Source organism: Aquipseudomonas guryensis, from assembly GCF_014164785.1.
Taxonomy (GTDB): domain Bacteria; phylum Pseudomonadota; class Gammaproteobacteria; order Pseudomonadales; family Pseudomonadaceae; genus Aquipseudomonas; species Aquipseudomonas guryensis.
Genome location: NZ_JACJFN010000003.1, coordinates 213,217 through 236,154 on the forward strand (window position 1 = coordinate 213,217; position 22,938 = coordinate 236,154).

Consider the following 22,938-nt stretch of genomic DNA (forward strand, 5'->3'; position numbering starts at 1 on the left):
GCGATAATTCGAACGCTTTGATGACCAGTATCGATGAATTGAATAGTGCGCCTCTGAGCTCAGCTCAGTAGCCGGTCATTTCCAGATAGCCGCGCCCGCCGCCGCTGCCTTGCAAGCGCACCGGGCCTTCCCAGTAGGGGAACGTGGTGCCCATCCAGGCCTGCTGCTGCAGCGCCTCGACCTCGACATCAACGCCATGGCCCGCCACCTGCACACGCCAGCGGGTCGGCACGCGGCGGCCGTTGTCCAGTTCGGTAGTGGCCAGCGGGCTGAGCTGGATCTGCTCGCCGCGCAGTGCTTGGCTGCGGCCGTCGGCGCCGATCCAGGTGCCGGCACGATAAGGTTGGCCCTCGGTCTGGCGCACCTGGAACAGCATCAGCTTGGCGCCACCGTCCAGGTGCAGGGAAAACCAGTCCCAGCCCTGCTGCTCGGCGGCCAGCGGCTGGCTGCTCCATTCGCGGTCGAGCCAGGCCTGGCCGCTAACCCGGTAGCGCTGGCCGTCACGCTCGATCTCGCCGCTGACCCGGTAGAACGGCTGGCTGTAGTAATAGGATGCCTGGCCCTGGCCGGACTTCTCGCTGTAGCCCTGCGCGCCGTGCAGCACCAGCGGGCCGTCGGCGCGCAGTTGCAGGTCGTAGTCAAAGTCCGCACCGGCGGCCTGCATCTGCAGCTGCTGCAAACCCTCGCCAGCCGTGCTGTGCAGCGACCAATCGTCGATCCAGGCGCGGAACGGTTGCGCCGCCACCCCGGCCTGGCCGATACCGCCACGGCCCAGGCGCTCGGCGAACTGGTGACCGAACGGCCCGCTCAGACCGGCATGGCCCAGCCACAGGTTGGGGCTGTCCCAGCCGGCCTGCTCGGCGCCGGGGCGCAGCGCCGAGCGGAACAGCGTCCACTGCACACCCCAGTCGCGGCCCTGCTCGTCGGTGAGATTGGCGGTGACGTACCACCATTCGATGCGATAGCCATGGTGGGCGCCGTGATCGAGCGGGAACTGCAGCACCCGGCCGGGTTCGACCGCACTGAAACCAGCGACATCCTGGCCGAGACCGGCGAAACCGGCGCTTGGCGCGGGCGCGTCGTCACAGCCGGCGAGCAGCACGGCGGCGAGCAGCAACAGACTTCTAGCGTTCATCGGCGAACTGCCTCAACAGGTCGGCCGGCTGGCGGCGCGCCAGTTGCCATAGCGGCCCGGCGGCGGCCAGCAGGCTGGTAAACAGGCCGAGCAGGCCCAGCTGCAGCAACTGGGCGGGGAACACATGCAGCGGCAGGCGCCAGCCGAAGGCCTGCACGTTGACCACCGCCACCAGGCACCAGGCCAGCAGAAGGCCCAGGGGCATGGCCAGCAGCACAGTGAGGCTGGCCAGCAGCAGCGTCTGCCCCAGGCTTAGCCAGGCCAGGCGCGCGCGCCCCAGGCCCAGGGCCCAGAGCGGTGCCAGCTGGCCCAGGCGGCTCTGGCCGAGGGTCAGCAGGCTGATGAACAGCGCCACCCCGGCCACACCCAGGGTCAGGCTGTTGAGCGCAGCAGTGGCGGCAAAGGTGCGCTCGAACACCCGGGTCGACCAGCGTTTGAGCGAGGCCTGGTCGATCAGCCGGCTGTCATCCAGCTCAAAGCGTTGTTCCAGCTCGGCCTTGAGCGGCTCGACCCGCGCGGCCGGCAGGCGCAGGCTGAGGTTGCTCAGGCTGGCGTCCGGCCAATGGCGGCGCAGCCAGGCGGCGCTCAGCAGCAGATGGCCCTTGGGGTTGCCATAGTCGGCGTACAGGCCGAGCACCGGCAGACGCTGTTCGCCGCCTGCCGCTGGCAGTACCAGCGCGTCGCCCAGGCGCAGCTTGAGCCGGCGCGCCAGTTGCTCGCTGAGCAGCACGCCCTGCCCCGCCGCCAGCTGCGTCCAGGCATCGTCCTGCTGCTCCAGCAGCGGCCAGTGCTGGCGGTAGCTGGGGTGATCGACGATACCCTGCAGCTGCGCCGGCCAGCCCTGCAGGCGCAGGTCGACCCGCCAGTGCGGCAGGATTGCCGTGATACCTGGTTGGGCGGCAAGCCAGGCGCTGATCTGCTCGGCCTGCTCGGTGTCGCGCGGGGCCAGGTACAGCTCGGCGGACAGGCGCTGGTCGAGCCAGCCGGTAAAGGTCTGGCGAAAACCCTCGGTCATGCTGCCCACCCCGACGCTGGCGGCCAGGGCCAGCAGCAGGGCCATCAGCGCCAGGGCCAGGGCCGGCAGTTGCTGACGACTGTCGGCAACGAACCATTCGCTCAACGGCCCGCGACAACGCCGGGCGAGCAGCGCCAGGGCGCCATCCAGCAAGGCCGGAAGCAGCAGCGCCGCGGCCAGGAGCAAGGCGGCGAGCAGGACGAAGGCCGTCAGCAGGCTGTCGCCGAATTGCCAGCAGGCCAGCGCCAGCACCAGCAGCCCGGCTGCCAGCCAGGCCTGACGGCGCAACCATAGGCCCTGGGCCAGGCGCCAGGCCTGTGGCTGGGCCAGCGCCAGCAACGGCAGGTTGGCCGCCCGCAGCAGGCTGCTGGCGCCAGCGAGCAAGGCGCCGAGCAGGCTGATGGCCAGCCCGGCCAGCCACCACTGCGGCGCCAGGCTCAGTTGGCCAGCCACTTCGGCGCCATACAGGCCGCGCAGGCTGGCGGCGACATCGGCCAGCAACAGGCTAGCCAGCCCGTAACCGCTGGCCACCCCAGCCAAGCCACTGAGCAGAGCGAACAAGCCCAGTTCGATGGCCAACGCGCCGAGCAGGCCGCCCAGGCTGACCCCGCAGGCGCGCAGGGTGCGCAGCAGGCCGCGGCGCTGCTCCAGGGCCAGGCCGATGGCGGCATGCACGATGAACAGGCCGACGATAAAGGCCAGCAGGCCGAGGGCCGTGAGGTTGAGGTGGAAGCTCTCGGTGAGGCGCTGCAGGTCATCGCCGTCGGCGGCCGGTTGCAGCTGCAGCACGGCCTGCAGATCGCCCGGCAGTGCGCGCGTGGCGGAATCCGCCGGCAACAGCAGGCGCGACAATTGCCCCGGCGCCTGCAACAGGCGCTGGGCCTGGCCGATATCGACCACGATCACCCCCGGCGCCAGTTGCTCTTGTACCTGCAAGGGCGGCAAGCGCTGGCCGTCCGCCGTGAGCGCCTGCTCGCCCGCCTGCAGGCCGAGGCGTTGCAGGGTGTCGGCGGCAATCCAGGCCTGGCCCGGACTGCCGAGAAAGCTGGCGATATCCGAGCCATCGGCGGGGCGCCCACCCACCTCGCTGCCATGCGGCAGGCTCAGCGGTTCGATGCCAAGCAGTTGCACGCTCAGCGGTTCCTCTCCAGCGAAACGCAGGCGCCCTTCCAGCAGCGGCGACACCGGCCAGCCGCTGCGGCGCAGCTGCACATAGACGGACTGAGCGAAATGCGGGCCCTGGCGCGCCACCAGCTGCGCCTGTGCCGGACCGGCCAGCACGGCGCTGGCGCGGGCATAGTCGGCACGCGCCTGACTATTCAGCGCCTGCACCCCAGTCCACAACGCCGTGGCCAGCCACAGACCGGTGAGAATGCTAAAGAACTGCAGCGGATGGCGGCGCCAGTGGCTGAGCAGCGCCTGCAGACTGATGCGCAGCGTGCCCATCAAGCCTCCTGAGCCGCAACCCGGCCCAGGTGCAGATAAAGACTGTGCTCCAGGCGGGCGGCCAGGCGCGCACTGTGGGTGACCATGAGCAGACTGCTGCCGGCCTCGCCGACCAGTTGCAGGAGCAGGTCGAGCACCGCCTCGCTGCTCGCCTCATCCAGGCTGCCGGTGGGTTCGTCAGCCAGTACCAGCGAAGGTCGCGCGGCCAGGGCCCGGCCGATGGCCACCCGCTGCTGCTGACCACCGGAGAGCTGTTCCGGGTAGCGCTGCAGCAGTGGCGTCAGGCCCAGGCGCTCGGCCAGGTAGGCGACCCAGGCTGGATCATGGCGACCGGCCAGGCGCGCCTGGAAGGCCAGATTGGCCGCCACGCTGAGGCTGCTGATCAGGTTGTACTGCTGAAACACCAGGCCGATGCCTTCGCGGCGCCAGCGTGCCAGTTCGGCCTCGCGACGCCCGTCCAGCGGCACGCCATCGACCAGGATGCGCCCGCTGTCGGGCCGCTCCAGGCCGGCGACCAGGTGCAGCAGGGTGCTCTTGCCGCTGCCCGACTCGCCCATCAGTGCCAGGCTGCTGGCGCCGGGCAACTGCAGATCGACCCCACGCAGCACCGCCAGGTTGCCCTGGGCGGTGGCGAACGACTTGTGCAGGTTCTCGACAATCAGCATCGGCAGCAGTGCCTCCACGCAATAGCGGCTAACCCCAGCATAGGGTGCGCCGTGGGTTCACCGGAAGATCCGTACCGGCCTTGCTGAACACCGCGCACCCGGACGGCAACAGCCGGCAAGCATTCTCGCCTTGGCGGCACCGGCCAGTCGGCCCATGATCAGCTTTTGCCTTGCCACAGGCCAGCAGCATGCCGCGCTCATCGCCACCGAATGTTTCCGCCCTGGGCCGCTTCCTGCGCCTGGGCAGCACCGGTGCGCGCATCGCCGGCAACCTCATGCTGCAGGGCCTGACGCCCGGCAAGGCGGGTCTGGACTGGCAACCGGTGGGCGATCTGCTCGGCGATGTGCTGGGGCAGATGAAAGGCCCGGTGCTCAAGCTCGGCCAGCAGGCCTCGCAGTGGCAGGGCGTGCTGCCTGAGCCGATCAGCCAGGCTCTGACGCGCCTGCAGAACCGCGTGCCAGCCCTGCCCTTCAGCGCCCTGGAAGACCATCTGCAGCAGCTCTACGACGGCCAGTTGCACCAGCTGTTCCAGCCAATCGAAACCGAACCCTGCGCCGCCGCTTCTCTGGGCCAGGTGCACCGTGCCCGCGATGCACAGGGCCAGGCCCTGGTGCTGAAAATCCAGTATCCGGGCATCCGCGAGATCTGCGCCGCCGACCTGCAGCAACTGCGCCGCCTGCTGCCGCTGGGCCGCCTGTTCCGCGCACCAGCTGAGCAGCTGGAAGCGCTATACAGCGAGCTGCACGGCAGCATCCACGCCGAGCTGGATTACCAGGCCGAGCAGGCCAGCCTGCAACGCTTCTGCAGTCATTTCGCCGGCTGGCCGGGCCTGCGCCTGCCGCAGCCGGTGCCCGAACTGTGCCGCCCCGGCGTGTTGGTGCTGCACGAAGTGGCAGGGCACTCGATGGCCGAAGTCGGCAGCGCACCGGCCGCCGTGCGCGAACGCCTGGCCCTGAACCTCTGTGACTGGCTGGGCGAGCAGGTGTTCGGCCTCGGCCTGCTGCACGCCGATCCGCACCCCGGCAACCTGGCCTGGACCGCTGCCGGCGAGCTGGTGGTGTATGACTTCGGCAGCGTGCAGCCCCTCGAACCGGCGCTGCTCGATGCCTATGTGCAGCTGTTCGCCGCCCTGCGCGGGCCAAGCAGCGACGCCCTGGAGCCGGCATTCCAGGCCCTCGGCGGGCGCCAGGCCGACAGCCCGGCGCCGCATGGTCTGTACAAGCGCATCCACAAGCTGCTCCACCCGCTGCTGCAACCCGGCGCGCAGTGGGACTTCCACGGCGCCGCCCTGCACCAGCAACTGCTGGAACTGTTCCCGCTGCTGATGGCCGCCCTCGGCAGCCTGCAACCGGCCTCCGGCACCCTGCTGGTCAACCGCACGCTGGAAGGTCACTACTGGAACCTCTACCGCCTCGGCGCCTGCCTGCCCCTGGCCGACCTGCTGGAACGGCATATCAGCCAGTGGGCCGCGCGCCGATCGGCCTAGTCAGGCCATCCAGTACCAGGCGACTGCGTTCAAACCAGCCAAGCAGATAATCCGCCAGTGCCTGGGTGCGCCGCGGCAGGCTGCCCTGCCAGGGATGCACGAGAAACACCGCGGTGCTGCGGGTCTGATAATCATGCAGCAGCCATTGCAGGCGACCCGTAGCCAGTTCGTCCTGAACCATGTAAGACGGCAGGCGGGCGATGCCGGCGCCACTCAGCGCCGCCTTCTTCAGCAGGCTGTAGTGGTTGCTGGCCAGATTGCCGGAGACCCGCACGCGCTCCAGCTGGTGCTGGCGGTGGTACAGCCATTCCTCGAAACCACTGTAATGGGTGTTCAGCAGGCACTGCCGGGTCGCCAGCTCGGCCGGCTGCTGCGGCGTGCCGTGCTGTTGCAAATAAGCCGGCGCGGCGCAGGTGATTTCCTGCAGGGCAAACAGCGGCTTGGCCACCAGCCGCTCGTCCAGCTGCTGACCGGAGCGGATGCCCAGGTCGAAGCCCTCGGCGACCAGGTCACGGTAGCTGTTGGACAGGTCCAGCTCGACGCGCACCTTGGGGTACTGGTGGACGAAGTCGAGCAGCAGCGCATCGAAGAAGGTCTCGCCCAGCGACACCGGCACGGTCAGGCGCACCGTGCCGGCCACCTCCTCCTGCAGGCTCTGCACCACCTGGCGGGCGCGCTGGGCCTGGGTCTGCAGCGCCTGGGCCTCGGGCAGCAGCGCGGCACCCGCGGCGGTCAGGTGCAGACGGCGGGTGGTGCGATGCAACAGCACGCAGTCGAGGCTGCGTTCGAGCTGGCTGATGCGCTTGGACAACTGACCCTTGCTGCACCCCAGGCGCTCGGCGGCGGCAGTGAAACTGCCGGCCTCGACCAGCAGGGCGAAGGCGGCCAGGTCTTGCAGATCGCTCATGACGCGGCACTCATTGTTTCCATATGAGAACCAAAGGTTTCACATTGCCTAGATTATTGGCAACAGCACTTTCCCTAGACTGGCTCCGTCATCCACAGCAATCGGGAGTCACCCCATGAAGATCATCCTCATCGGCGCCAGCGGCACCATCGGCCAGGCCATCGCCAGCGAGTTGCAAGAGCGTCACCAGATCATCCGCGTCAGCCGCAGCAGCGGCGAGCTGCAGGTGGACATCCGCGACCCGGCCTCGATCCGCCACCTGTTCACCCAGACCGGTCGCTTCGACGCACTGATCAGCGCCGCCGGCAACGCCCACTTCGGCGCGCTGGAGGAACTGACGGCCAAGGAGTTCGCCGTCGGCCTCGACGACAAGCTGATGGGCCAGATCAACCTGGTGCTGATCGGCCGCGAGTTCGCCAATGATGGTGCCTCCTTCACCCTCACCTCCGGCGTACTCAGCGAAGACCCGATCCGCTACGGCGCCGCCGTGAGCACGGTCAACGCCGCACTCGACGGCTTCGTCCGCGCCGCCGCCATAGAACTGCCGCGCGGCCTGCGTATCAATGGCGTGAGCCCGACCGTGCTGGAGGAATCGCTGCCGGCCTATGGCCCGTACTTCCGCGGCTTCAAGGCGGTACCGGCGGCGACCGTGGCACTGGCCTACGCCAAGAGCGCCGAGGGCCAGCAGACCGGCCAGGTGTACAAGGTGTTGTGAGGCTTGCACCAGGCGCGACCTGCATAGAGGATCGACCAAGGTCGCGCGGTAATTGGTTATGATTGTGGCCTTGTCAGGGCGGCATAGCGCCGCCTGTTTCACTCTGCGCCTGACCACCACAAGGACGACACCATGACCGGCACACTTGCCCGTACCGCCCTCTTCGGCCTCAGCCTGACCCTGCTCGCCGCCTGCAGCAGCAACCCGGAAAAAACCCAGGACAAGGCCCCGGACAGCAGCAAGGCAATGCTCAGCGAGCCCACCGCCGACTTCGACAGCCGCTGCGACGCCGACCCGGTGCATGACCTGATTGGCGAACAACTCGACGACGAGATGGCAGTAGAGGCACGCGACAAGGCCGATGCGCGCTTCCTGCGCATCACCCGGCCGAACCAGCCGGTGACCATGGACTACAACTCGCAGCGCCTGAACATCGACATCGACAATGCCGGCGTGGTGTTGCAGGTCAGCTGCGGTTAAGCCCGTGCGCTGGCTGTGCGGCGCCCTCGCCGCCTGCCTGGTCGAACCCGCCCTGGGCCTGGGCCGCGAGGTCGGCTATGCCGAGGCCGCCGGCCAGTTCGCCAGCCTGCAGGAGCTGCAGCGCTGCGGTGACTGGAAACTGGGCGAACGCAGCGTCGAATTGCGCCTGCTGCGCTTCTCCCTGTATGGCCAGGACCTGCTGTTCGTCGATCAGTTGCAGGCCGCTGCCGACGGTACCCACCCGCAGGTCGAGCGCGGCTTCGGCTTCGTCGAGTTCAACAACGACCACGCCGAAATCAGCCTCAGCCAGCTGCGCTGCACCAGCGATGGCCAGACCCGCCTGGACATCAGCGGCATCGCCGAGAGTGGCCATGACGGCACACGCCAGCGTTTTCGTATCGCACTGGACGGCCTCAGCGGCGCCTACCGCTACGAGGCCAGCCCCAGCGAATAAGGCGCCGTGGCAGGCTCGGTGGCCAGACTCATCTGGCGGATCAGCCCACGCGCGACCAGGCGCGCCAGCAGTTGCACATGGGGTTGTTGCAGGTGCGCCTGCAGCGCCTCCGGCGAACTCCAGTGGCCGCGCAAATGCCAGAGATCGGCCTGCCGCGCATCGCGGCGCAGCCCATAACCCAGGCAGCCGCTGTCGTGCCGCGCCTGCAGCACTAACTCGCACAAGCGCTGGCCGAGTTCCTCGCTGCGGCCGAAAGTGGCGCGGATCTGCGCCAGGCTGAGAATCGCATCGTTCATCACAGGCACTCCCTGAGAACCCGGCGCCGCCCAAGCAGCAACGCCGGGCAGATGGCTCAATAGGCGCTGGCACTGGGCCGCACGATCAGCTCGCTGACATCCACCTGCGGCGGCTGGCCGATGGCGAAAGCAATCGCCTCGGCAATCGCGCTGGCGGGGATCGCCACCTGGCGGAACTCGTCCATCATCGCGCGGGTAGCGCTGTCGGAAATGCTCTCGGCCAGCTCCGACTCGACCACGCCCGGGGACACCACGGTGACGCGGACAGTACCGCCCGCTTCCTGACGCAGGCCTTCGGAGATCGACACCACCGCAGCCTTGGTCGCGCAGTACACGGCCGCCGTCGGCACCACGCGGTAGGCGCCGATGGAGGCCACATTGATCACATGGCCGCTGCCCTGGCGCTGCATCACCGGCAAGGCCGCGCCGATGCCGTGCAGCACGCCACGGATGTTGACGTCGATCATGCGGTCCCACTCGGCGAACTTCAGCGCGGCCAGGGGCGACAGCGGCATCACCCCGGCATTGTTGATCAGCACATCGAGGCAGCCGAAACGGGCCAGGGTGAAGTCGACGAAAGCCTGCACGTCTTCCCGACTGCTCACATCCAGGCTGCGGAACTCGGCCGTACCGCCCTGCTGGCGGATCTGCGCCACCAGTTGTTCCAGGCGTTCGCTGCGGCGGGCACCGAGCACCACCTTGGCGCCCTGGCGGGCCAGCAACAGGGCGGTGGCCTCGCCAATGCCGCTGCTGGCGCCGGTGATGATCACGACTTTTTCTGCGATGTTGGACATGCTGCATTCCTCTGCGTGGAAGGGTTGGCCATGACCCACTGCGGGTCACCGCGACAGCCCAGAGGTTGCACGCAGACGGCCGTTGGCCGTTATCCGAATGCTGCCGAAATTTTGCCTGATCCTGCACAAGCACCCATCGCCTCAGCACACGGCCAAGCAGTCCGTGGCTGTCGGGAGGAATATTGACTTGGCCGTATTCTTGCCTGTACATGCTTAGCTGGCTGGCCTTACAGCAGCCACCTAAACCCATCGTCGCGCATCTGCCCCGAGGAGAGACCGAGCAGTGAGGGTCGCCCTGATCACCCTGTTGTTGCTGTTGTCGCCGGGCTACGCCAGTGCCGAGCACTGGCAGGTCTATACCCATAGCCTGGGCGAGCAAGGCGTGGCCAGTGGCGGCACCCTGCATGGCAAGGAACACGGCGGCAAGCGCGCTTTTTACCTGGAGCTGGTGCATGCCCTGCTGGCTGAACTGGGCAGCAGCGCACCGATCAGCGAAGTTCCGCTGGCACGCGGACTGAAACTGGTCACCGAACAGCCGCATGTGGTGCTGTTCAACCTCAGCCGCACGCCGGAGCGCGAGAGCCTGGTGTACTGGGTCGGACCGACCCTGCAGGAAACCGACTACCTCTACGAAAACAGCGCCGCGCCCACCGGCATCCAACACCTGAGTGATGCCCGCGAGCTGCCGGTGTGCATCCTCAACGGCAGCTCCCACGACACGCTGCTGGTACAGCAGGGCTTTACCCGGCTGAAGCGCCACAATTCCTACAGCGGCTGCTTTCGTATGCTCGCCGCCGGCCGGGTGCAACTGGTGGCTTCGGCCGATGGCGGCTTGCAGCAGGAGCTGGCCGAAGCCCAGGTCAACCCTGCGCGCATCCAGGCCACCCCGGTGGTGCTCGGCCATGACCAGGGCTTTATCGCCTTGTCGAAAGACACCTCGTCCAATGACGTGGTGCGCTGGCAGGCAGCCCTCGACAAGCTGCGCAGCAACGGACAGTACCAGGCGCTGTACCAGCGCTACGAGCAGTAACCAGGCGCGGGCCGGACTTACACAGAACTGCCGGACACTTGCCTGATCCTGCCGACTTGCCCGCAGCCCCCGGACTGGCGCAAGGCAGCGGGTTAAGCTTGTCGTACGTGCCGAGGAGAACGCCCGCCATGTCCCACGTACCCGCCGCGCCCGCCGCCGAAGAGCCGCAGCATGAAGCCCAGCGCGCCGAGCTGGCGCAACTGATCGATCGCTTCGCGCCGGAAGAGGGCATCAATGAATCCATGATCGGCGCGCTGGCGCTGATGCGCGGTTCGCTGCCCTCGCCCATCGTCCATACCCTGTACCGCCCGGCGCTGTGCATCATGGCCCAGGGGCAGAAGGTGGTGAGCCTGGAGGACGAGCGCTACGTCTACGACCCGCTGCATTACCTGGTGGCCTCGGTCACCCTGCCGGTCACCGGCCAGGTCACCCTCGCCTCGCCGGAGCAGCCGTACCTGAGCCTGCGCCTGGATATCGACCCCGGCGAAATCGGCAAGCTGATTGCCGAAGCCGGTCCGGTCGGCGTACCCAGCCGGGGCAATGGCCGCGGCCTGTATGTCGAGCGCCTGGATGCGCCGCTGCTGGATGCCGTGCTGCGCCTGTTGCGCCTGCTCGACAGCCCACGCGACATCGCCATGCTCGCCCCGCTGGTGCAGCGGGAAATCCTCTACCGCCTGCTGTGCAGCCCCCAGGGCCAGGTGCTGCGCGATATCGCCAACGCCGACAGCCAGACCCACCGGGTGACCCGCGCCATCGACTGGCTGAACCAGAACTTCAACGAACCGCTGCGTATCGAGGACCTGGCGAGGGTCGCCAGCCTCAGCCCCTCGACCCTGCACCACCGCTTCAAGGCGGTCACCGCCATGAGCCCGCTGCAATACCAGAAGCAGCTGCGCCTGCAGGAAGCGCGACGGCTGATGCTCTGTGAAAACCTCGACGTGTCGGCGGCCGGCTACCGGGTCGGCTACGAGAGCCCATCACAGTTCAGCCGCGAATACAGCCGCCTGTTCGGCGCCCCGCCGCTGCGCGATCTGGCGCGGCTGCGCAACGCGGGCTGAGTTACCAGTCCAGCGTCAGCCGGCTCTCGAAAGAGCGCTCGACACCGCAGAGCGGATCGACGAAGCGCAGGGCCTGGGCCAGCAGTTTGAGCGGGCGGCTGTAGTCGTCCGCCGCATCCCGCGCGTCGAGCAGCTCGGGGTAGAAGCTGTCGTTGCAGATCCCCGCCCCAAGCGCCGCCATATGCACGCGCAACTGGTGCTTCTTGCCGGTCACCGGGAACAGGCGGTAGCGCCACAGCTCGCCATTGCGCTCGATGACTTCGATGCGGGTCTCGGTATTGGCTTCGCCCGCGCCTTCCTGCATGCGGAAGAACGGCTCGCTGGCGACCAAGCGGGTGGCGCGCTGCAGGGGGAACTGCAGTTCGGGCAAGGCTGGGGCGATGGCTTCGTAGCGCTTGTCGATGCGCCGCTCGCGGAACAGCGCCTGGTAGGCACCACGGCTCTGCGGATTGGCGGAGAACAGCACCAGCCCGGCGGTGTGGCGGTCGATGCGGTGCAGCGGCACCAGGTGCGGATTGCCCAGACGGCGGGTCAGGCGCGCCTGCAGAGTTTCCTCGACGTACTCGCCGGCCGGCATCACCGAGAGGAAATGCGGTTTGTCCGCCACCACCAGGTGTTCATCGACATGCAACACGGCCTCCTCGAAGGGGATGCGGGTTTCCGTCAGCACTTCGCGGTAGTACTGCACGCGCAAGCCTTCGCGGTAGGGGTGCGCGGGGCCGATCGGTTGGTTGTCGGCATCGAGCACACGACCACGGGCCATGCGGTCGAGCCAGGTGTCGCGACTGATCGCCGGAAAGTGCCCACACAGGCAGTCGAGTACGCTCGACCAGGGGCCGGCCGGCAGGTGCAGGATGCTAGGGCGAATGCTGGAGGCGGACATGGTCTAACTCAGCTGAGAACACGACGGCGCGCATTATTCCGCAGTCCGGCGGCAAATGCCCGGCCATCCGTCATCCAGTACAGCCTGGGCAGTAAACGCCACGCTACTGTCACTACAGCGACCGCAGCATTTGCCGCAGCATGGCCTGACCTGTACACACGGAGCCCAGCACGGATGAAAACCATTGGCCTGATCGGCGGCATGAGCTGGGAGTCGACCATTCCCTACTACCGTCACCTCAACGAGGCAGTGAAGGTGCGCCTGGGCGGCCTGCATTCGGCCAAGCTGGTGCTGTTCAGCGTCGACTTCCACGAGATCGAGCGCCTGCAGCAGAGCGGCGACTGGGACCAGGCCGGGCGCCTGCTGGCGGATGCGGCACAGGCCCTGGAACGCGCAGGCGCCGAGCTGCTGGTGCTGTGTACCAACACCATGCACAAGGTGGCGCCGGCCATCGAGCAGGCGGTGAGCATTCCCTTGCTGCATATCGCCGACCCGACCGCCGCGGCGATCCAGGCCGCCGGACTGGACAGGGTCGGCCTGCTCGGCACACGCTTCACCATGGAGCAGGCCTTCTACCGCGAGCGCCTGGAACAGCACCACGGCATCCGCGTGCTGATCCCCGACGCGCCACAGCGCGAGGACGTGCATCGGATCATCTACGAGGAGCTGTGCCTCGGTCAGGTGCGCGAAGAGTCGCGGGCGATCTACCGCGCGGTCATCGCCAGTCTGGTGGCGCAGGGCGCACAGGCGGTGATTCTCGGCTGCACCGAGATCGGCCTGCTGGTCGGCGCCGGGGATGCCAGCGTGCCCCTGTTCGACACCACCCGTCTGCACGCGCAGCAGGCGGCCGAGTGGGCGCTGGCAGAGTAAAGAGCCGGCTAGCCGATCAACTGCTCGACGCTCTGGTCAAACAGCATCACGCGGTCACGTCCGGCGGCCTTGGCCGCATACAGTGCTTTATCGGCACCTTTGACCAGCATCTCGGGGCCATCGCCCACTTGCGGCGTCAGTACATGCACACCCGCGCTCAGGCTCAGGCGCAGCCACGGGCAGCCGGCATGCACGATGGCCTGCGCCTCCACCGCGGCCCGCACCTGTTCGGCCACCTGTAGCGCCCCTGCGGCGTCGGTTTCCGGCAACAGCAGGCAGAACTCCTCGCCGCCATAGCGCACCGCCAGGTCCGCCGGACGCTTCTGCCCGCCACGAATGGCCTTGGCCACGGCCCGCAGGCAGGCATCGCCAGCGGAGTGGCCATAGATATCGTTGTACTGCTTGAAGTAGTCGACATCCAACAGCACCAGCGCCAGAGGCCGCTGGTAGCGCGAGGCACGGGCAAACTCGTCGTCCAGGGCGCGGATGAACCGCCGGCGGTTGGCCAGACGGGTCAGCTCGTCTTCCAGCGCCTGTTTTTCCAGGCGCTGGTTGAAGGAGCGCAGGGCATCGCGGGTGGCCAGCAGCTCGGCTTCGGCCTTCTGTCCCTGCTTGATCAGGCGAACCAGGTAAAAACCCAGCAGCCCCAGCAGACTGGCCAGCAGGCTGATCACCACCAACTGGCGGGCTGTGTCTGCACGCCAGTCGGCGAGGACATCCTCCTTGGCTAGGCCGGCGATCACCACCAGCGGGTAGCCCTGGATCTGCCGGTAGCTGAACAGCCGCTCGACCCCATCGAGTATCGAGACATGCATCGAGCTGCCCACCGGGCTCTGCGGCAACAGGCTCTTGAACACCGGACCGTTGGCGATACTCGAACCGATGGTCGATTCGAGGAAGGGTTTACGCACCAGTACAGTGCCATCGTTTAGCGCCAGGTTGATGGTGCCTTTATCGCGGATATCGAAGGTGCCGTAAAACTGCTGGAAATAGCCAATGGACAGGGTCGCCAGCGCCACCCCGGCAAAATTGCCCTGGGCATCTTCCAGGCGCCGCGACACCGGGATGATCCACTGGTTGTTGGTACGACTGCGGATCGGCGGGCCGATATGCGGGCCGTGATCATCCGGGTGGCTGCGGTGGAAGATGAAGTACTCGCGATCGGCATTGTTGGCCCCTTCCGGGATGGTACCGAAGGAAGTCACCAGCCAGTTGCCGTCGCGGTCATAGGCGAACAGGCCGTGCAGTTCGGCCTGGCCGAAGACATGCTGGCGCATCAGGCCATTTAGGCGCTGCAGCTGCGCCGGACCGGTGCCATCCACCTGCAGACGCTCGACCAGATCGAGCAACACGGTGTCGGCCTTTTTCAGGCTATCGGCAGCCTGCCGCGCCAGTGCCGAGGCCAGGTTGGAGGTCTCGATCTGCGCATCACGCAGCTGCACACCGCGCGCTTTCCAGATCAACCAGGCATCGGTGGCCACCAGCGACAGGCAGACCAGCACCACGAAAGCCCGCGCCAGCGGCAACACGGCGGGCTTGAGCAGCCAGCGGCGCCAATGGGGAGTATCGCGGTGTTCATCACTCATGGGGGGCTGCTAGCCGCTCCTGTTGGTGAAACGCTACTGTTTGAATAGAGGAAAGGTCGCCCCGGGTCAACCGAACTACCGCAGCAGATGCACCAGCAGGCCGATGCCGGCGCAGGCCAGCAACACCTCGATCACCCCGCGTTTGAAGCCGAACAGCGCCACCCCGGCGGCCACCGCGAGCAACGCCGATGGCCAGTCGAAGACCCCGGAAAAACCCTGCGGCCACAGCACATGGTAGGCAAAGAACAACGCCAGGTTGAGGATCACCCCGACCACTGCGGCGGTAATCGCGGTCAGCGGTGCGGTGAACTTCAGTTCGTTGTGGGTCGACTCCACCAGCGGCCCGCCGATCAGAATGAACAGGAAGGACGGCAGGAAGGTGAACCAGGTCACCAGGCTCGCCGCCACGGCCCCGCTGACGAACGCCGAGTCGGCGCCGAACACCGGCTGCAGGTAGGCGCCGACGAAGGCGACGAAGGCGACCACCATGATCAGTGGCCCCGGCGTGGTCTCGCCCAGGGCCAGACCGTCGATCATCTGCGTCGGGCTCAGCCAGCCATAGTGGCTGACCGCACCCTGGTAGACGTAGGGCAGCACCGCATAGGCGCCACCAAAAGTGAGCAGCGCCGCCTTGGTGAAGAACCAGGCCATCTGCGTCAGCGTGCCGTCCCAGCCATACAGGGCGAACAGCAGGCCCATCGGCAGCAACCACAGGGCGGCCCCGAGCAGCAGCAGGGCAAGCAGGCGCGACCAGCGAAAGCGCGTATGCGCCGGCGCCGGCGTATCGTCGTCGATCAGCGCCGGGCCGAAGGATTTGCCGGCCGCCGCATGCCCGCCGCCGACGGCGAAATGCTGCGGCGCCAGGCGCCCACCGAGGAAGCCGATCACGGCGGCGCCCAGCACGATCAAGGGGAACGGCAGATTGAGGGCGAAGATGGCGACGAAGGACGCTGCGGCAATGCCCCACAGCCAGTTGTTCTTCAACGCCCGTGAACCGATGCGATGCGCCGCCTGGACCACGATGGCAGTCACCGCCGGCTTGATGCCATAGAAGATCCCGGCCACCAGCGGCACATCACCGAAGGCGATATAGATCCACGACAGGCCGATTAGGATGAACAGCGAAGGCAGCACAAACAGCGCCCCGGCGATCACTCCGCCCCAGCTGCGGTGCAGCAGCCAGCCAATGTAGGTGGCCAGTTGCTGGGCCTCGGGCCCTGGCAGCAACATGCAGTAGTTGAGGGCATGCAGGAAGCGTCGTTCGGAAATCCAGCGACGCCGCTCGACCAGTTCCTGGTGCATCAGCGAAATCTGCCCGGCCGGTCCGCCGAAACTGATGAAACCGAGTTTGAGCCAGAACCACAGCGCTTGCAGCAGGCTCACCTCGGCCGGTTTATCGACTGCCTCGCTCATGCTTGCGCCCTCGCCCATTACCCTTGCCCCAGTCCAGTCGTTATGCATGGCCGCAAATGGTCGCACAAAGCCGTGACCGCTGCTCGACGCGGCAGGCGCGGACGGGAAAATGGCATGTTCGGCAGGGACGCCGGCGCCGCAGATACATAAACTAACGCCTATCCGCTTTCCCTGCCGCCCGAGGTTCTCCATGACAGACGCTGCATCCTCCACCGCCATCATCATCGGCGCCGGCCACGCCGGCGGCGAACTGGCCGTCAGCCTACGCAACGAAGGCTGGAGCGGACGCATTCTGCTGATCGGCGAGGAAGCGCACCTGCCCTACCACCGCCCGCCGCTGTCCAAGGCCTACCTGGCTGGCACCGTCGAGAAGAGCAGCCTGGCCATCCGCCCGCAGGCGGCCTATGACAAGGCCAATGTGGAAATCCTTAGCGGCGTGCGGGTCGAGGCCATCGACCGGGCCAACAAGTCTGTGCAACTGGCCGATGGCCGCAGCCTGGCCTACACCAAGCTGGTCATCGCCACCGGCGGCCGGCCGCGCCCGCTGGCCGTGCCCCAGGCCAAGGCCGCCGAGGCCTGCAGCAACTTCCACTACCTGCGCACCCTCGACGACGTCGAGCTGATCCGCAGCCAGCTGGCTGCGGGCAAGCGCCTGGTGATAGTCGGCGGCGGCTATATCGGCCTGGAAGTGGCCGCCAGCGCCGTGCAGCAGGGCCTGCAGGTGCAGGTCCTGGAAGCCATGCCGCGGGTGCTGCAGCGGGTCACTGCCGCCGAACTGTCGGCCTACTACGAGCGCAAGCACCGTGAAGCCGGGGTGCAGATCCGTACCAACGTACAGGTCAGCGACCTGGAGCTGGACGCCAGCGGCCAGGCCGTCAGCGCCGTGCTGTGCAGCGACGGCACACGTATCCCGGCGGATCTGGTGGTGGTCGGCATCGGTCTGCTTGCCAACACCGAGCTGGCCGCCGCCGCGGGCCTGGAGGTGGACAACGGCATCCTGGTCAACGAGTACGCCCAGACTTCGGACCCGGACATCTATGCCGCCGGCGACTGCACCAACCATCCCAACGCCCTGCTCGGTCGCCGCCTGCGCCTGGAGTCGGTGCCCAATGCCCTGGAGCAATCGCGCTGCGCCGCTGCGGCGATCAACGGCAAGCTCAAGGCCTATGCCTCGGTGCCCTGGTTCTGGTCCGACCAGTTTGAGCTGAAACTGAAGATGGTCGGCCTGTCCCAGGACTATCAGCAGCTGGTACTGCGCGGCACGCCGGACAGCGACAGCTTCTCGGCCTTCTACCTGAAGGACGGCAAGGTCATCGCCGCCGACACGGTCAACCGCCCGCAGGACTTCATGGCCGCCAAGCGCCTGATCGCCGAGGGCATCGTCCTCAGCGCGGAACAGCTGGCCGATGACAGCAAACCGCTGAAGGAATTGCTGCCGCCTCCGGTGGCCTGAACCAGGTAAGAAAAAACCGGCCAATAGGCCGGTTTTTCGTAGCCCGGATGCAATCCGGGGATGGAGCTGAGGGTTTTCCCGGATTGCATCCGGGCTACGCCGCCTGCGGCCCCCGTGTAACACCTATCCAGCGATGCCTGGCAGCGTCACGGAATCCACGACCACAACTCGACATCGATGAAGCGGAAGATTGCCCGGGTAAAGGCCTTCCACACCGGCAACTCCTCGCTGCCGACCTTGGCGTAGCCGGTCATGCCGGACTTCAGCTCGCCCTTGGCGTTCTCGATCACGGTCAGCACCTTGACGTACTTGCCCCCGGTTTTCTCGATCACGTTGGCGTCGATCTGGGTGACCTTGCCGTCGAAATAGCGATCGGAATAAGCCAGCGGCTTGACCTTCAGCACGGCGCCTTCCTGCACGTAGCCGATCTCGGTTTCCGGCACCTCGATCTCGGCAAACACCTGCTCGGACTTCTCGATCACCGCAAAAGTCTCGCCGGGGCCGAGGTACTTGCCGGTCTTCTGCTTGAGCAGCAGGGTGATCAGCTTGCCGGACATCGGCGCACGCAGCTGCGAGCGCTCGATCTTCGCCTGGTACATCTCGCGCTCGCTGCGCCAGCGCTGTACCTGCGCCTCAGCGGCGGCAATCGAGTCTGGCGTGGCACCGGTCTTGACCAGGGCCAGGTTGGCCTCGGAGACGCGGATCGCCATCATGTCCACTTCGTACTGGCGCTGCGCCTGCTCGGCCTGCTGCGCGGACACTCCGCCCTTGGCCAGCAGGGTGGCATGCCGCTTGTGGTTGGACAGGCTGAACTGTGCCTGAGTCCGCGCCATCTGCAGGCTCTGCTCAGCCACCGCGACTTCTTCGGCACGCGGGCGCGCCTTCAGCTCGGCGACCAGGGCCTGCTCTTCGGCAATCCGCGCATCGGCAATGCGCATCTGGCTTTCGTAGTCGCCGGTGGCCAGACGGGCCAGCACCTGGCCGGCCTGGACTTCCTCACCGCCGTTGAACAGCACTTCGGTGACGATGCCATCGATGTCGGTGGCGACCTGCTGTTGCTCCACCGGCAGGATCACGAAGGAGCCGCCCGGCTCGTAGGGATAGGGCAGGAACATGCAGATCAGCAGGGACAGCAGCAGCGCCCGGCGGGTGTAGCGCGCCAGTTTGTTGGCCGGCTTGAGGTTGATCTTGTTCTCCACGTCTTCCGGCAAGCGGCGGCGCTTCCAGCGCTCGTACTGCAGGGCGCGTTCGTACATTTCGTTGGCCGAGCTGAACTTGCGGTAGGTCAGTACGCTCAGGTAACCCACCAGCAGCACGCAGATCAGCACCCCGGTGCCACTGAAATTCAGCTTCAGCCAGCTGCCGACCATCAGCACGGCCACCACGAACAGCAGGGTGGAATAGAGCAGTGAGGCCAGGCCGTAAGCCATCAGCGCGGTGTCGTTGGCTTCGCGGTAGGCATTGCCCTTGATTCGCCCGAACAGCGCCTTGAACGCCTTGCCACGCAGTTGCGGCTCGTCCAGCAACACAGCGATCAGGTGGTAGCCACTGCTTTTCGACAGTGGGTTGAGGGTCAGCAGCAGGGCAATCGCACTGACCACCGCCAGCGCCAGGCCGATGGTTGGCAGCGAGCCACTGGAAGAGCGAGTCAGGTACCAGATGAAGGTGCCGATGCTGAACAGGGTCGCGCGCATCAGCACCGGGCCGGCATGCAGCCACAGGCGCTCGCGCCGGGTCAGGCCGATCAGGTGGCTGATCTTCGGCATGAAGCGCGGCAGGAAGCCGAGCATCAGCGCCACGGACAGGCTGTTGACCGTGCCGCGGTACTTCTGCGCGGTCAGGGCCAGGGTCAGGGTACACAGCAGGTTGACGGTAAACAGGCTGAACAGCAGCTGGCCAATCGGCCCCAGCCCGGAGAGACGGACCAGCGCATCGTTCTGCACCAGGCTGAAGTTGCTGATGACGATACCGAGGGCCATCACCAGCAGCAGCGGCAGGACAAAGACCATGTACTTCAGTGGCTCGACCCACTCCAGCATCGCCTTGAGCATGGCGCGTGGATTGAACAGGTGGAACACCGGGATCTGCAGGGTGTCATCCATGCCGGCAAAGCCGCGCACCCCGGCCTGCAGCTTGTCGGCGTCGGCGCCCTTGCCATCATTCGAGGCGCCTGCACGCGGGGCGGGCGTGGGTGCGGCGACTGCTGCCTTGGCCCCGTGCGAGGCCCCCGGAGCCTGGGTCTTGTCGCGGAACTTGGCGACCTTCTCCTCGAGCAGGCGCTGCAGGTCGGCCTGAAGCTGCTCGCGGTAGGGTTCGATCAGCGGATGAGACGCCGCCGCCAGCCCCAGCAGGCGCTGGTCAACCAGATTGGCCAGCAGGGCTTGCAGGTCATCGCGGCTGAACGGCTTGGCAAAGCGCCGCTCATAGCTGGCGGCCAGGGCGTCGAACTCCTCGTCGACCTGGAGCATCTCGAGAACGAAGAACTGACGGGTCTCGAACTCCCAGTGCAGCTCACTGGACGGGTCGCGCACCACATACAGCGGCTCGTGCTTGCCATTGCGCAGGTACACCGTGAGGCCCTTGCGCAGCAGCTGCGGCGTGGCGATCTTGCGCGCGTCGCCGAGGTCGGAGTGTTGCTTGGCCGAAATAGTGCCATTCATAGCGCAGGGCTTCCTTTTGACCGATCACGGATCCCGGCGCTGGGCGCGGCGGAGGTCATGGCTTTGCGCGGGGCGAAGAATACTTCGCAGCCGCCGCGCGGGTTGTCGATATAACGGTCGCCACCCAGTGGCCAGACTTTCGGGCCGAACGGGTTGGCGGCACCGAGGAACAGGCCGTAAGGCGAGGAGACGATGGTGCGCATGCCGATGTTGTAGGGATTGCCCATGCCATCGTTGGTCACCGGCACCCAGTTCTCGCCGTCGTAGCTGCGGTACAGGTCGAAGCCCGACTGGCGATTGAAGATGAATTCCTCGCCGACACTGTTGACGATATTGAGGAACGGTGCCGGCCAGCTCTCGCGCCGCGCGTAGCCGAGCAGGCCGCTCCAGTCGAAGGTCGACAGGTACAGCCAGCCCTCGTGCTCGGCCATGCGCCAGAAGTAGCCGTTGAAGAAGTTGTCGAAACCGGGCATGTAGCCGGACAGCGGTTCCTTCCAGCCGTCGCTGGTCATCCGCGCGTCGCCGACCAGCAGGTCCCAGCTGTTGTCCGGGTGGATGCGGATCAGCTCCGGGGCGGCCGGGCCGACGCCGTTCTGCCGGTCGATGCCGCCGCCCTGGATGGCGCTGCCGACATACAGCGCGCCCTTGAACGCGTACATGCTCAGCACCGACTGGTTCAGCGGGCCGCGGTCGGCGCCGTCGGCGATCACTCGCTCCCAGTGGTAGGGCTTGCTCTCGCAGGTGCTGCGCCAGACCTGGAAGCCCTTGAGGTTGAAGGTGCCGACATACAGGTGATCATTGAACGCGCACATCTCGAAGATGGTCTTGTTGCCATCGTCGCCGAAGCCGAAGTCGCTCACCGCCTGCCACTGGCCATCCTCCGGCGCCTCGCTCTCATAGACGATGGAGTGCGAGGAGACGTTGGGGTTGCCGCCGCGCGAGCCGGCCGGCGTGGTGTACATACGGCCCTTGAAGGCCACCATGGTACGGATGGTGGTCACCGGCAAGCCCATCAGGCCCGGTTCGCAGGTCGGCGTGAAGTTCAGCCCGTCTTCCGTACGCAGCAGCAGCGGGCCGGGGCCCTTGGCCGGCGACCAGGTGCTGACGAACAGGCCTGGCGGCCGGCCCTTGCTGCCCGGGTACACGCACATGCCACGAAAGCCCAGCTCGCGGGGAATCTTCGAGCCATCGCTGCCGATGATGGTCGGTGCCTTGAACACCCGCCGCCACTCATCCTTGCGCGGGTTGTAGCGCCAGATTTCGGCATGCAGGTCGAGGTCGAAGGGGTTGGCCGGACATTCCACCGGCCAGGGGTCCATGCTGATCGGCAGACGCGCCTTCATCAGCGGGAAGTTGCCGCGGGTGGTGCCGATATACAGGTAGTCGTTGAACCAGGCCATGGCATGGGCGTAGGCATTGACCCCGTCGCCGAAGCCGTTGCGGGCGATCAGCTGGAAATCGTCCTGGCTCAGGCCGGCCGGTACACGAGCTTTGCTGCTACTGCTGAACATACTGGGTTACCGGGCCCGCGCTTTACGCGCGACCATCTGCGAGATGAAGGAGTCGAGATGGGCCAGGGCCTCCTCGAACTGGGCGAAAGGCCCCTCCTCCGTGCCCTCGCGGGTGGTGAAGAACCATTTATCATCCTGGCTGTAGAGTCGGTCGCTGCGAAAGAACGGCTGCTGCAGCTCATCGCACGAGCGCTGCCGGCGTGCATTCGCCTGGCTGGCATGGCGCAGGAAGAACTCGAAGGAACGGATCAGCTTCTGTGGCCGCGACGCCGGGAAGAAATGCCCGGCACCACGCACCAGACGAAAGTCCGCCTCCGGCCACACGCTGAGCAGCAGCTCGCCGGTGGTCACCGCCTGCGAACGCTCGCCGTAAATGGCCAGCACCGGGAAATCCAGCTGACGCAAGCGCTCTACCGCCAGGCCGTCGTCACCCATCAGCTCGTGCTGGGCCGTGGTGGTTTCCAGCAGTTTCACCCACTGGTCGGCGGTGCGTTTGCCGGAGCTGCCCATCAACGGGTTGATCAGCTCGCGTAGGGCGTCGGGCAATTCCTGCCGGTTCAGTTGCAGGGCTGCCGCCTCTTTAAGCAGGCGGTAGCCGAAATAGGGCTCACGGGTATTCAGGTCGATCCCGTGATCGTCGAGGATGCGCTGGATATGCTCGGCATAGCGCCAGTCGCTGCCCACATTGCGGATCGCCGCGATGTGGGTATCGGCGATGGTCAGGCTGGAAATACGCTGCGGATGGGCACAGGCCAGGCTCAGCGCAATCACCCCGCCGAAGCTGTGGGCGATGAAGTGCGCCCGTTCGATGCCCAGGTGTTCCAGCAGCAGGCGCAGGTCCTCGGCCTGTTCGGCCGGGGTGTAGCCCGTTGCGCTCATGCTAGAACGGCCGTGGCCGCGCAGGTCATACATGGTCACCCGGTAGTTGCGGGCCAGCGCATGGCCAACCTGCATGTACCAGAAGGCCAGGTTGGCGGCGAGGCCGTGGATCAGTACCACATCCTCGACTTCGTCGCCTTCGCGCTCGCATGCCAGCTGCTGGTAGTGCAGCTTGATGCCATTGACCTCGGCCATCGCCAT

General features: G+C 66.7%; 20 protein-coding genes. 8 read left to right on the top strand and 12 right to left on the bottom strand.

Annotated features, from left to right (window positions below; translation table 11 throughout):
• Positions 1-64: 64 nt before the first annotated feature.
• From H3H45_RS12660 to H3H45_RS12670, 3 genes are read right to left on the bottom strand one after another with little or no spacing between them, the layout of a single operon-like run.
• Entirely contained in the window at positions 65-1,135 is a 1,071-nt protein-coding gene (locus H3H45_RS12660) for a lipocalin-like domain-containing protein (protein WP_182834105.1), read from the bottom strand.
• Entirely contained in the window at positions 1,125-3,596 is a 2,472-nt protein-coding gene (locus H3H45_RS12665) for an ABC transporter permease (RefSeq protein WP_182834106.1), read from the bottom strand. Before H3H45_RS12665 ends, H3H45_RS12660 begins: the two co-directional genes overlap by 11 nt.
• Positions 3,596-4,261: an ABC transporter ATP-binding protein gene (locus H3H45_RS12670; protein ID WP_182834107.1), complete on the bottom strand. Its 666-nt coding sequence runs from the start codon at positions 4,259-4,261 to the stop codon at positions 3,596-3,598. Before H3H45_RS12670 ends, H3H45_RS12665 begins: the two co-directional genes overlap by 1 nt.
• Positions 4,262-4,449: 188 nt before the next feature.
• Here H3H45_RS12670 and H3H45_RS12675 point away from each other — a divergent pair, with 188 nt between their 5' ends.
• The gene (locus H3H45_RS12675) at positions 4,450-5,748 is read left to right on the top strand and encodes an ABC1 kinase family protein (RefSeq protein WP_182834108.1); all 1,299 of its coding nucleotides are present in this window, start codon (positions 4,450-4,452) and stop codon (positions 5,746-5,748) included.
• On the opposite strand, the gene H3H45_RS12680 is transcribed toward H3H45_RS12675, so the two are convergent.
• The gene (locus H3H45_RS12680; protein ID WP_182834109.1) at positions 5,717-6,655 is read right to left on the bottom strand and encodes a LysR family transcriptional regulator; all 939 of its coding nucleotides are present in this window, start codon (positions 6,653-6,655) and stop codon (positions 5,717-5,719) included. The genes H3H45_RS12675 and H3H45_RS12680 overlap by 32 nt on opposite strands.
• Positions 6,656-6,770: 115 nt before the next feature.
• Here H3H45_RS12680 and H3H45_RS12685 point away from each other — a divergent pair, with 115 nt between their 5' ends.
• The 3 genes from H3H45_RS12685 (at position 6,771) to H3H45_RS12695 (ending at position 8,304) form a co-directional block, all read left to right on the top strand.
• The gene (locus H3H45_RS12685) at positions 6,771-7,370 is read left to right on the top strand and encodes a short chain dehydrogenase (RefSeq protein WP_182834110.1); all 600 of its coding nucleotides are present in this window, start codon (positions 6,771-6,773) and stop codon (positions 7,368-7,370) included.
• Between the two features lie 132 nt (positions 7,371-7,502).
• Positions 7,503-7,850, top strand: a complete 348-nt coding sequence (locus H3H45_RS12690) for an I78 family peptidase inhibitor (RefSeq protein ID WP_182834111.1) — start codon at positions 7,503-7,505, stop codon at positions 7,848-7,850.
• A gap of 4 nt (positions 7,851-7,854) precedes the next feature.
• Positions 7,855-8,304, top strand: a complete 450-nt coding sequence (locus tag H3H45_RS12695; protein ID WP_182834112.1) for a hypothetical protein — start codon at positions 7,855-7,857, stop codon at positions 8,302-8,304.
• Here H3H45_RS12695 and H3H45_RS12700 read toward each other — a convergent pair.
• Positions 8,280-8,600, bottom strand: a complete 321-nt coding sequence (locus H3H45_RS12700) for a putative quinol monooxygenase (RefSeq protein ID WP_182834113.1) — start codon at positions 8,598-8,600, stop codon at positions 8,280-8,282. The genes H3H45_RS12695 and H3H45_RS12700 overlap by 25 nt on opposite strands.
• Positions 8,601-8,656: 56 nt before the next feature.
• The gene (locus H3H45_RS12705) at positions 8,657-9,394 is read right to left on the bottom strand and encodes an SDR family oxidoreductase (RefSeq protein WP_182834114.1); all 738 of its coding nucleotides are present in this window, start codon (positions 9,392-9,394) and stop codon (positions 8,657-8,659) included.
• Between the two features lie 283 nt (positions 9,395-9,677).
• Between H3H45_RS12705 and H3H45_RS12710 the strand changes: the two genes are divergently transcribed.
• On the top strand, positions 9,678-10,424 hold the full coding sequence (locus H3H45_RS12710; protein WP_182834115.1) for a substrate-binding periplasmic protein: 747 nt from the start codon (positions 9,678-9,680) through the stop codon (positions 10,422-10,424).
• A gap of 128 nt (positions 10,425-10,552) precedes the next feature.
• A complete protein-coding gene (locus H3H45_RS12715) occupies positions 10,553-11,482 on the top strand; it encodes an AraC family transcriptional regulator (protein ID WP_182834116.1) in 930 nt (309 codons plus the stop codon).
• A 1-nt stretch (position 11,483) separates the two neighbouring features.
• On the opposite strand, the gene H3H45_RS12720 is transcribed toward H3H45_RS12715, so the two are convergent.
• Positions 11,484-12,365 carry an RluA family pseudouridine synthase gene (locus H3H45_RS12720; RefSeq protein ID WP_182834117.1) on the bottom strand — a complete coding sequence of 294 codons (882 nt, stop codon included), beginning with the start codon at positions 12,363-12,365 and terminating at the stop codon, positions 11,484-11,486.
• A 174-nt stretch (positions 12,366-12,539) separates the two neighbouring features.
• Between H3H45_RS12720 and H3H45_RS12725 the strand changes: the two genes are divergently transcribed.
• Positions 12,540-13,235 carry an aspartate/glutamate racemase family protein gene (locus H3H45_RS12725; RefSeq protein ID WP_182834118.1) on the top strand — a complete coding sequence of 232 codons (696 nt, stop codon included), beginning with the start codon at positions 12,540-12,542 and terminating at the stop codon, positions 13,233-13,235.
• A gap of 8 nt (positions 13,236-13,243) precedes the next feature.
• Here the strand turns inward: H3H45_RS12725 and H3H45_RS12730 are convergent, their stop codons facing one another.
• Positions 13,244-14,821: a sensor domain-containing diguanylate cyclase gene (locus H3H45_RS12730; RefSeq protein ID WP_182834119.1), complete on the bottom strand. Its 1,578-nt coding sequence runs from the start codon at positions 14,819-14,821 to the stop codon at positions 13,244-13,246.
• Between the two features lie 75 nt (positions 14,822-14,896).
• Positions 14,897-16,234: a chromate efflux transporter gene (gene chrA, locus H3H45_RS12735; protein ID WP_235983690.1), complete on the bottom strand. Its 1,338-nt coding sequence runs from the start codon at positions 16,232-16,234 to the stop codon at positions 14,897-14,899.
• Positions 16,235-16,424: 190 nt separating this feature from the next.
• Here chrA and H3H45_RS12740 point away from each other — a divergent pair, with 190 nt between their 5' ends.
• Complete coding sequence (locus H3H45_RS12740; RefSeq protein WP_182834121.1) at positions 16,425-17,687, top strand: NAD(P)/FAD-dependent oxidoreductase; 1,263 nt, start codon at positions 16,425-16,427, stop codon at positions 17,685-17,687.
• A gap of 146 nt (positions 17,688-17,833) precedes the next feature.
• On the opposite strand, the gene H3H45_RS12745 is transcribed toward H3H45_RS12740, so the two are convergent.
• Genes H3H45_RS12745 through H3H45_RS12755 form a run of 3 tightly spaced genes read right to left on the bottom strand, consistent with a single transcriptional unit; the run spans position 17,834 to position 22,938 of the window.
• Complete coding sequence (locus tag H3H45_RS12745) at positions 17,834-20,347, bottom strand: HlyD family secretion protein (RefSeq protein WP_182834122.1); 2,514 nt, start codon at positions 20,345-20,347, stop codon at positions 17,834-17,836.
• Positions 20,344-21,858 (bottom strand): hypothetical protein, encoded by a 1,515-nt coding sequence (locus H3H45_RS12750; RefSeq protein ID WP_182834123.1) that lies wholly within the window; start codon positions 21,856-21,858, stop codon positions 20,344-20,346. The genes H3H45_RS12745 and H3H45_RS12750 overlap by 4 nt, the downstream gene beginning before the upstream one ends.
• Positions 21,859-21,864: 6 nt before the next feature.
• On the bottom strand, positions 21,865-22,938 hold the full coding sequence (locus tag H3H45_RS12755; RefSeq protein ID WP_182834124.1) for an alpha/beta fold hydrolase: 1,074 nt from the start codon (positions 22,936-22,938) through the stop codon (positions 21,865-21,867).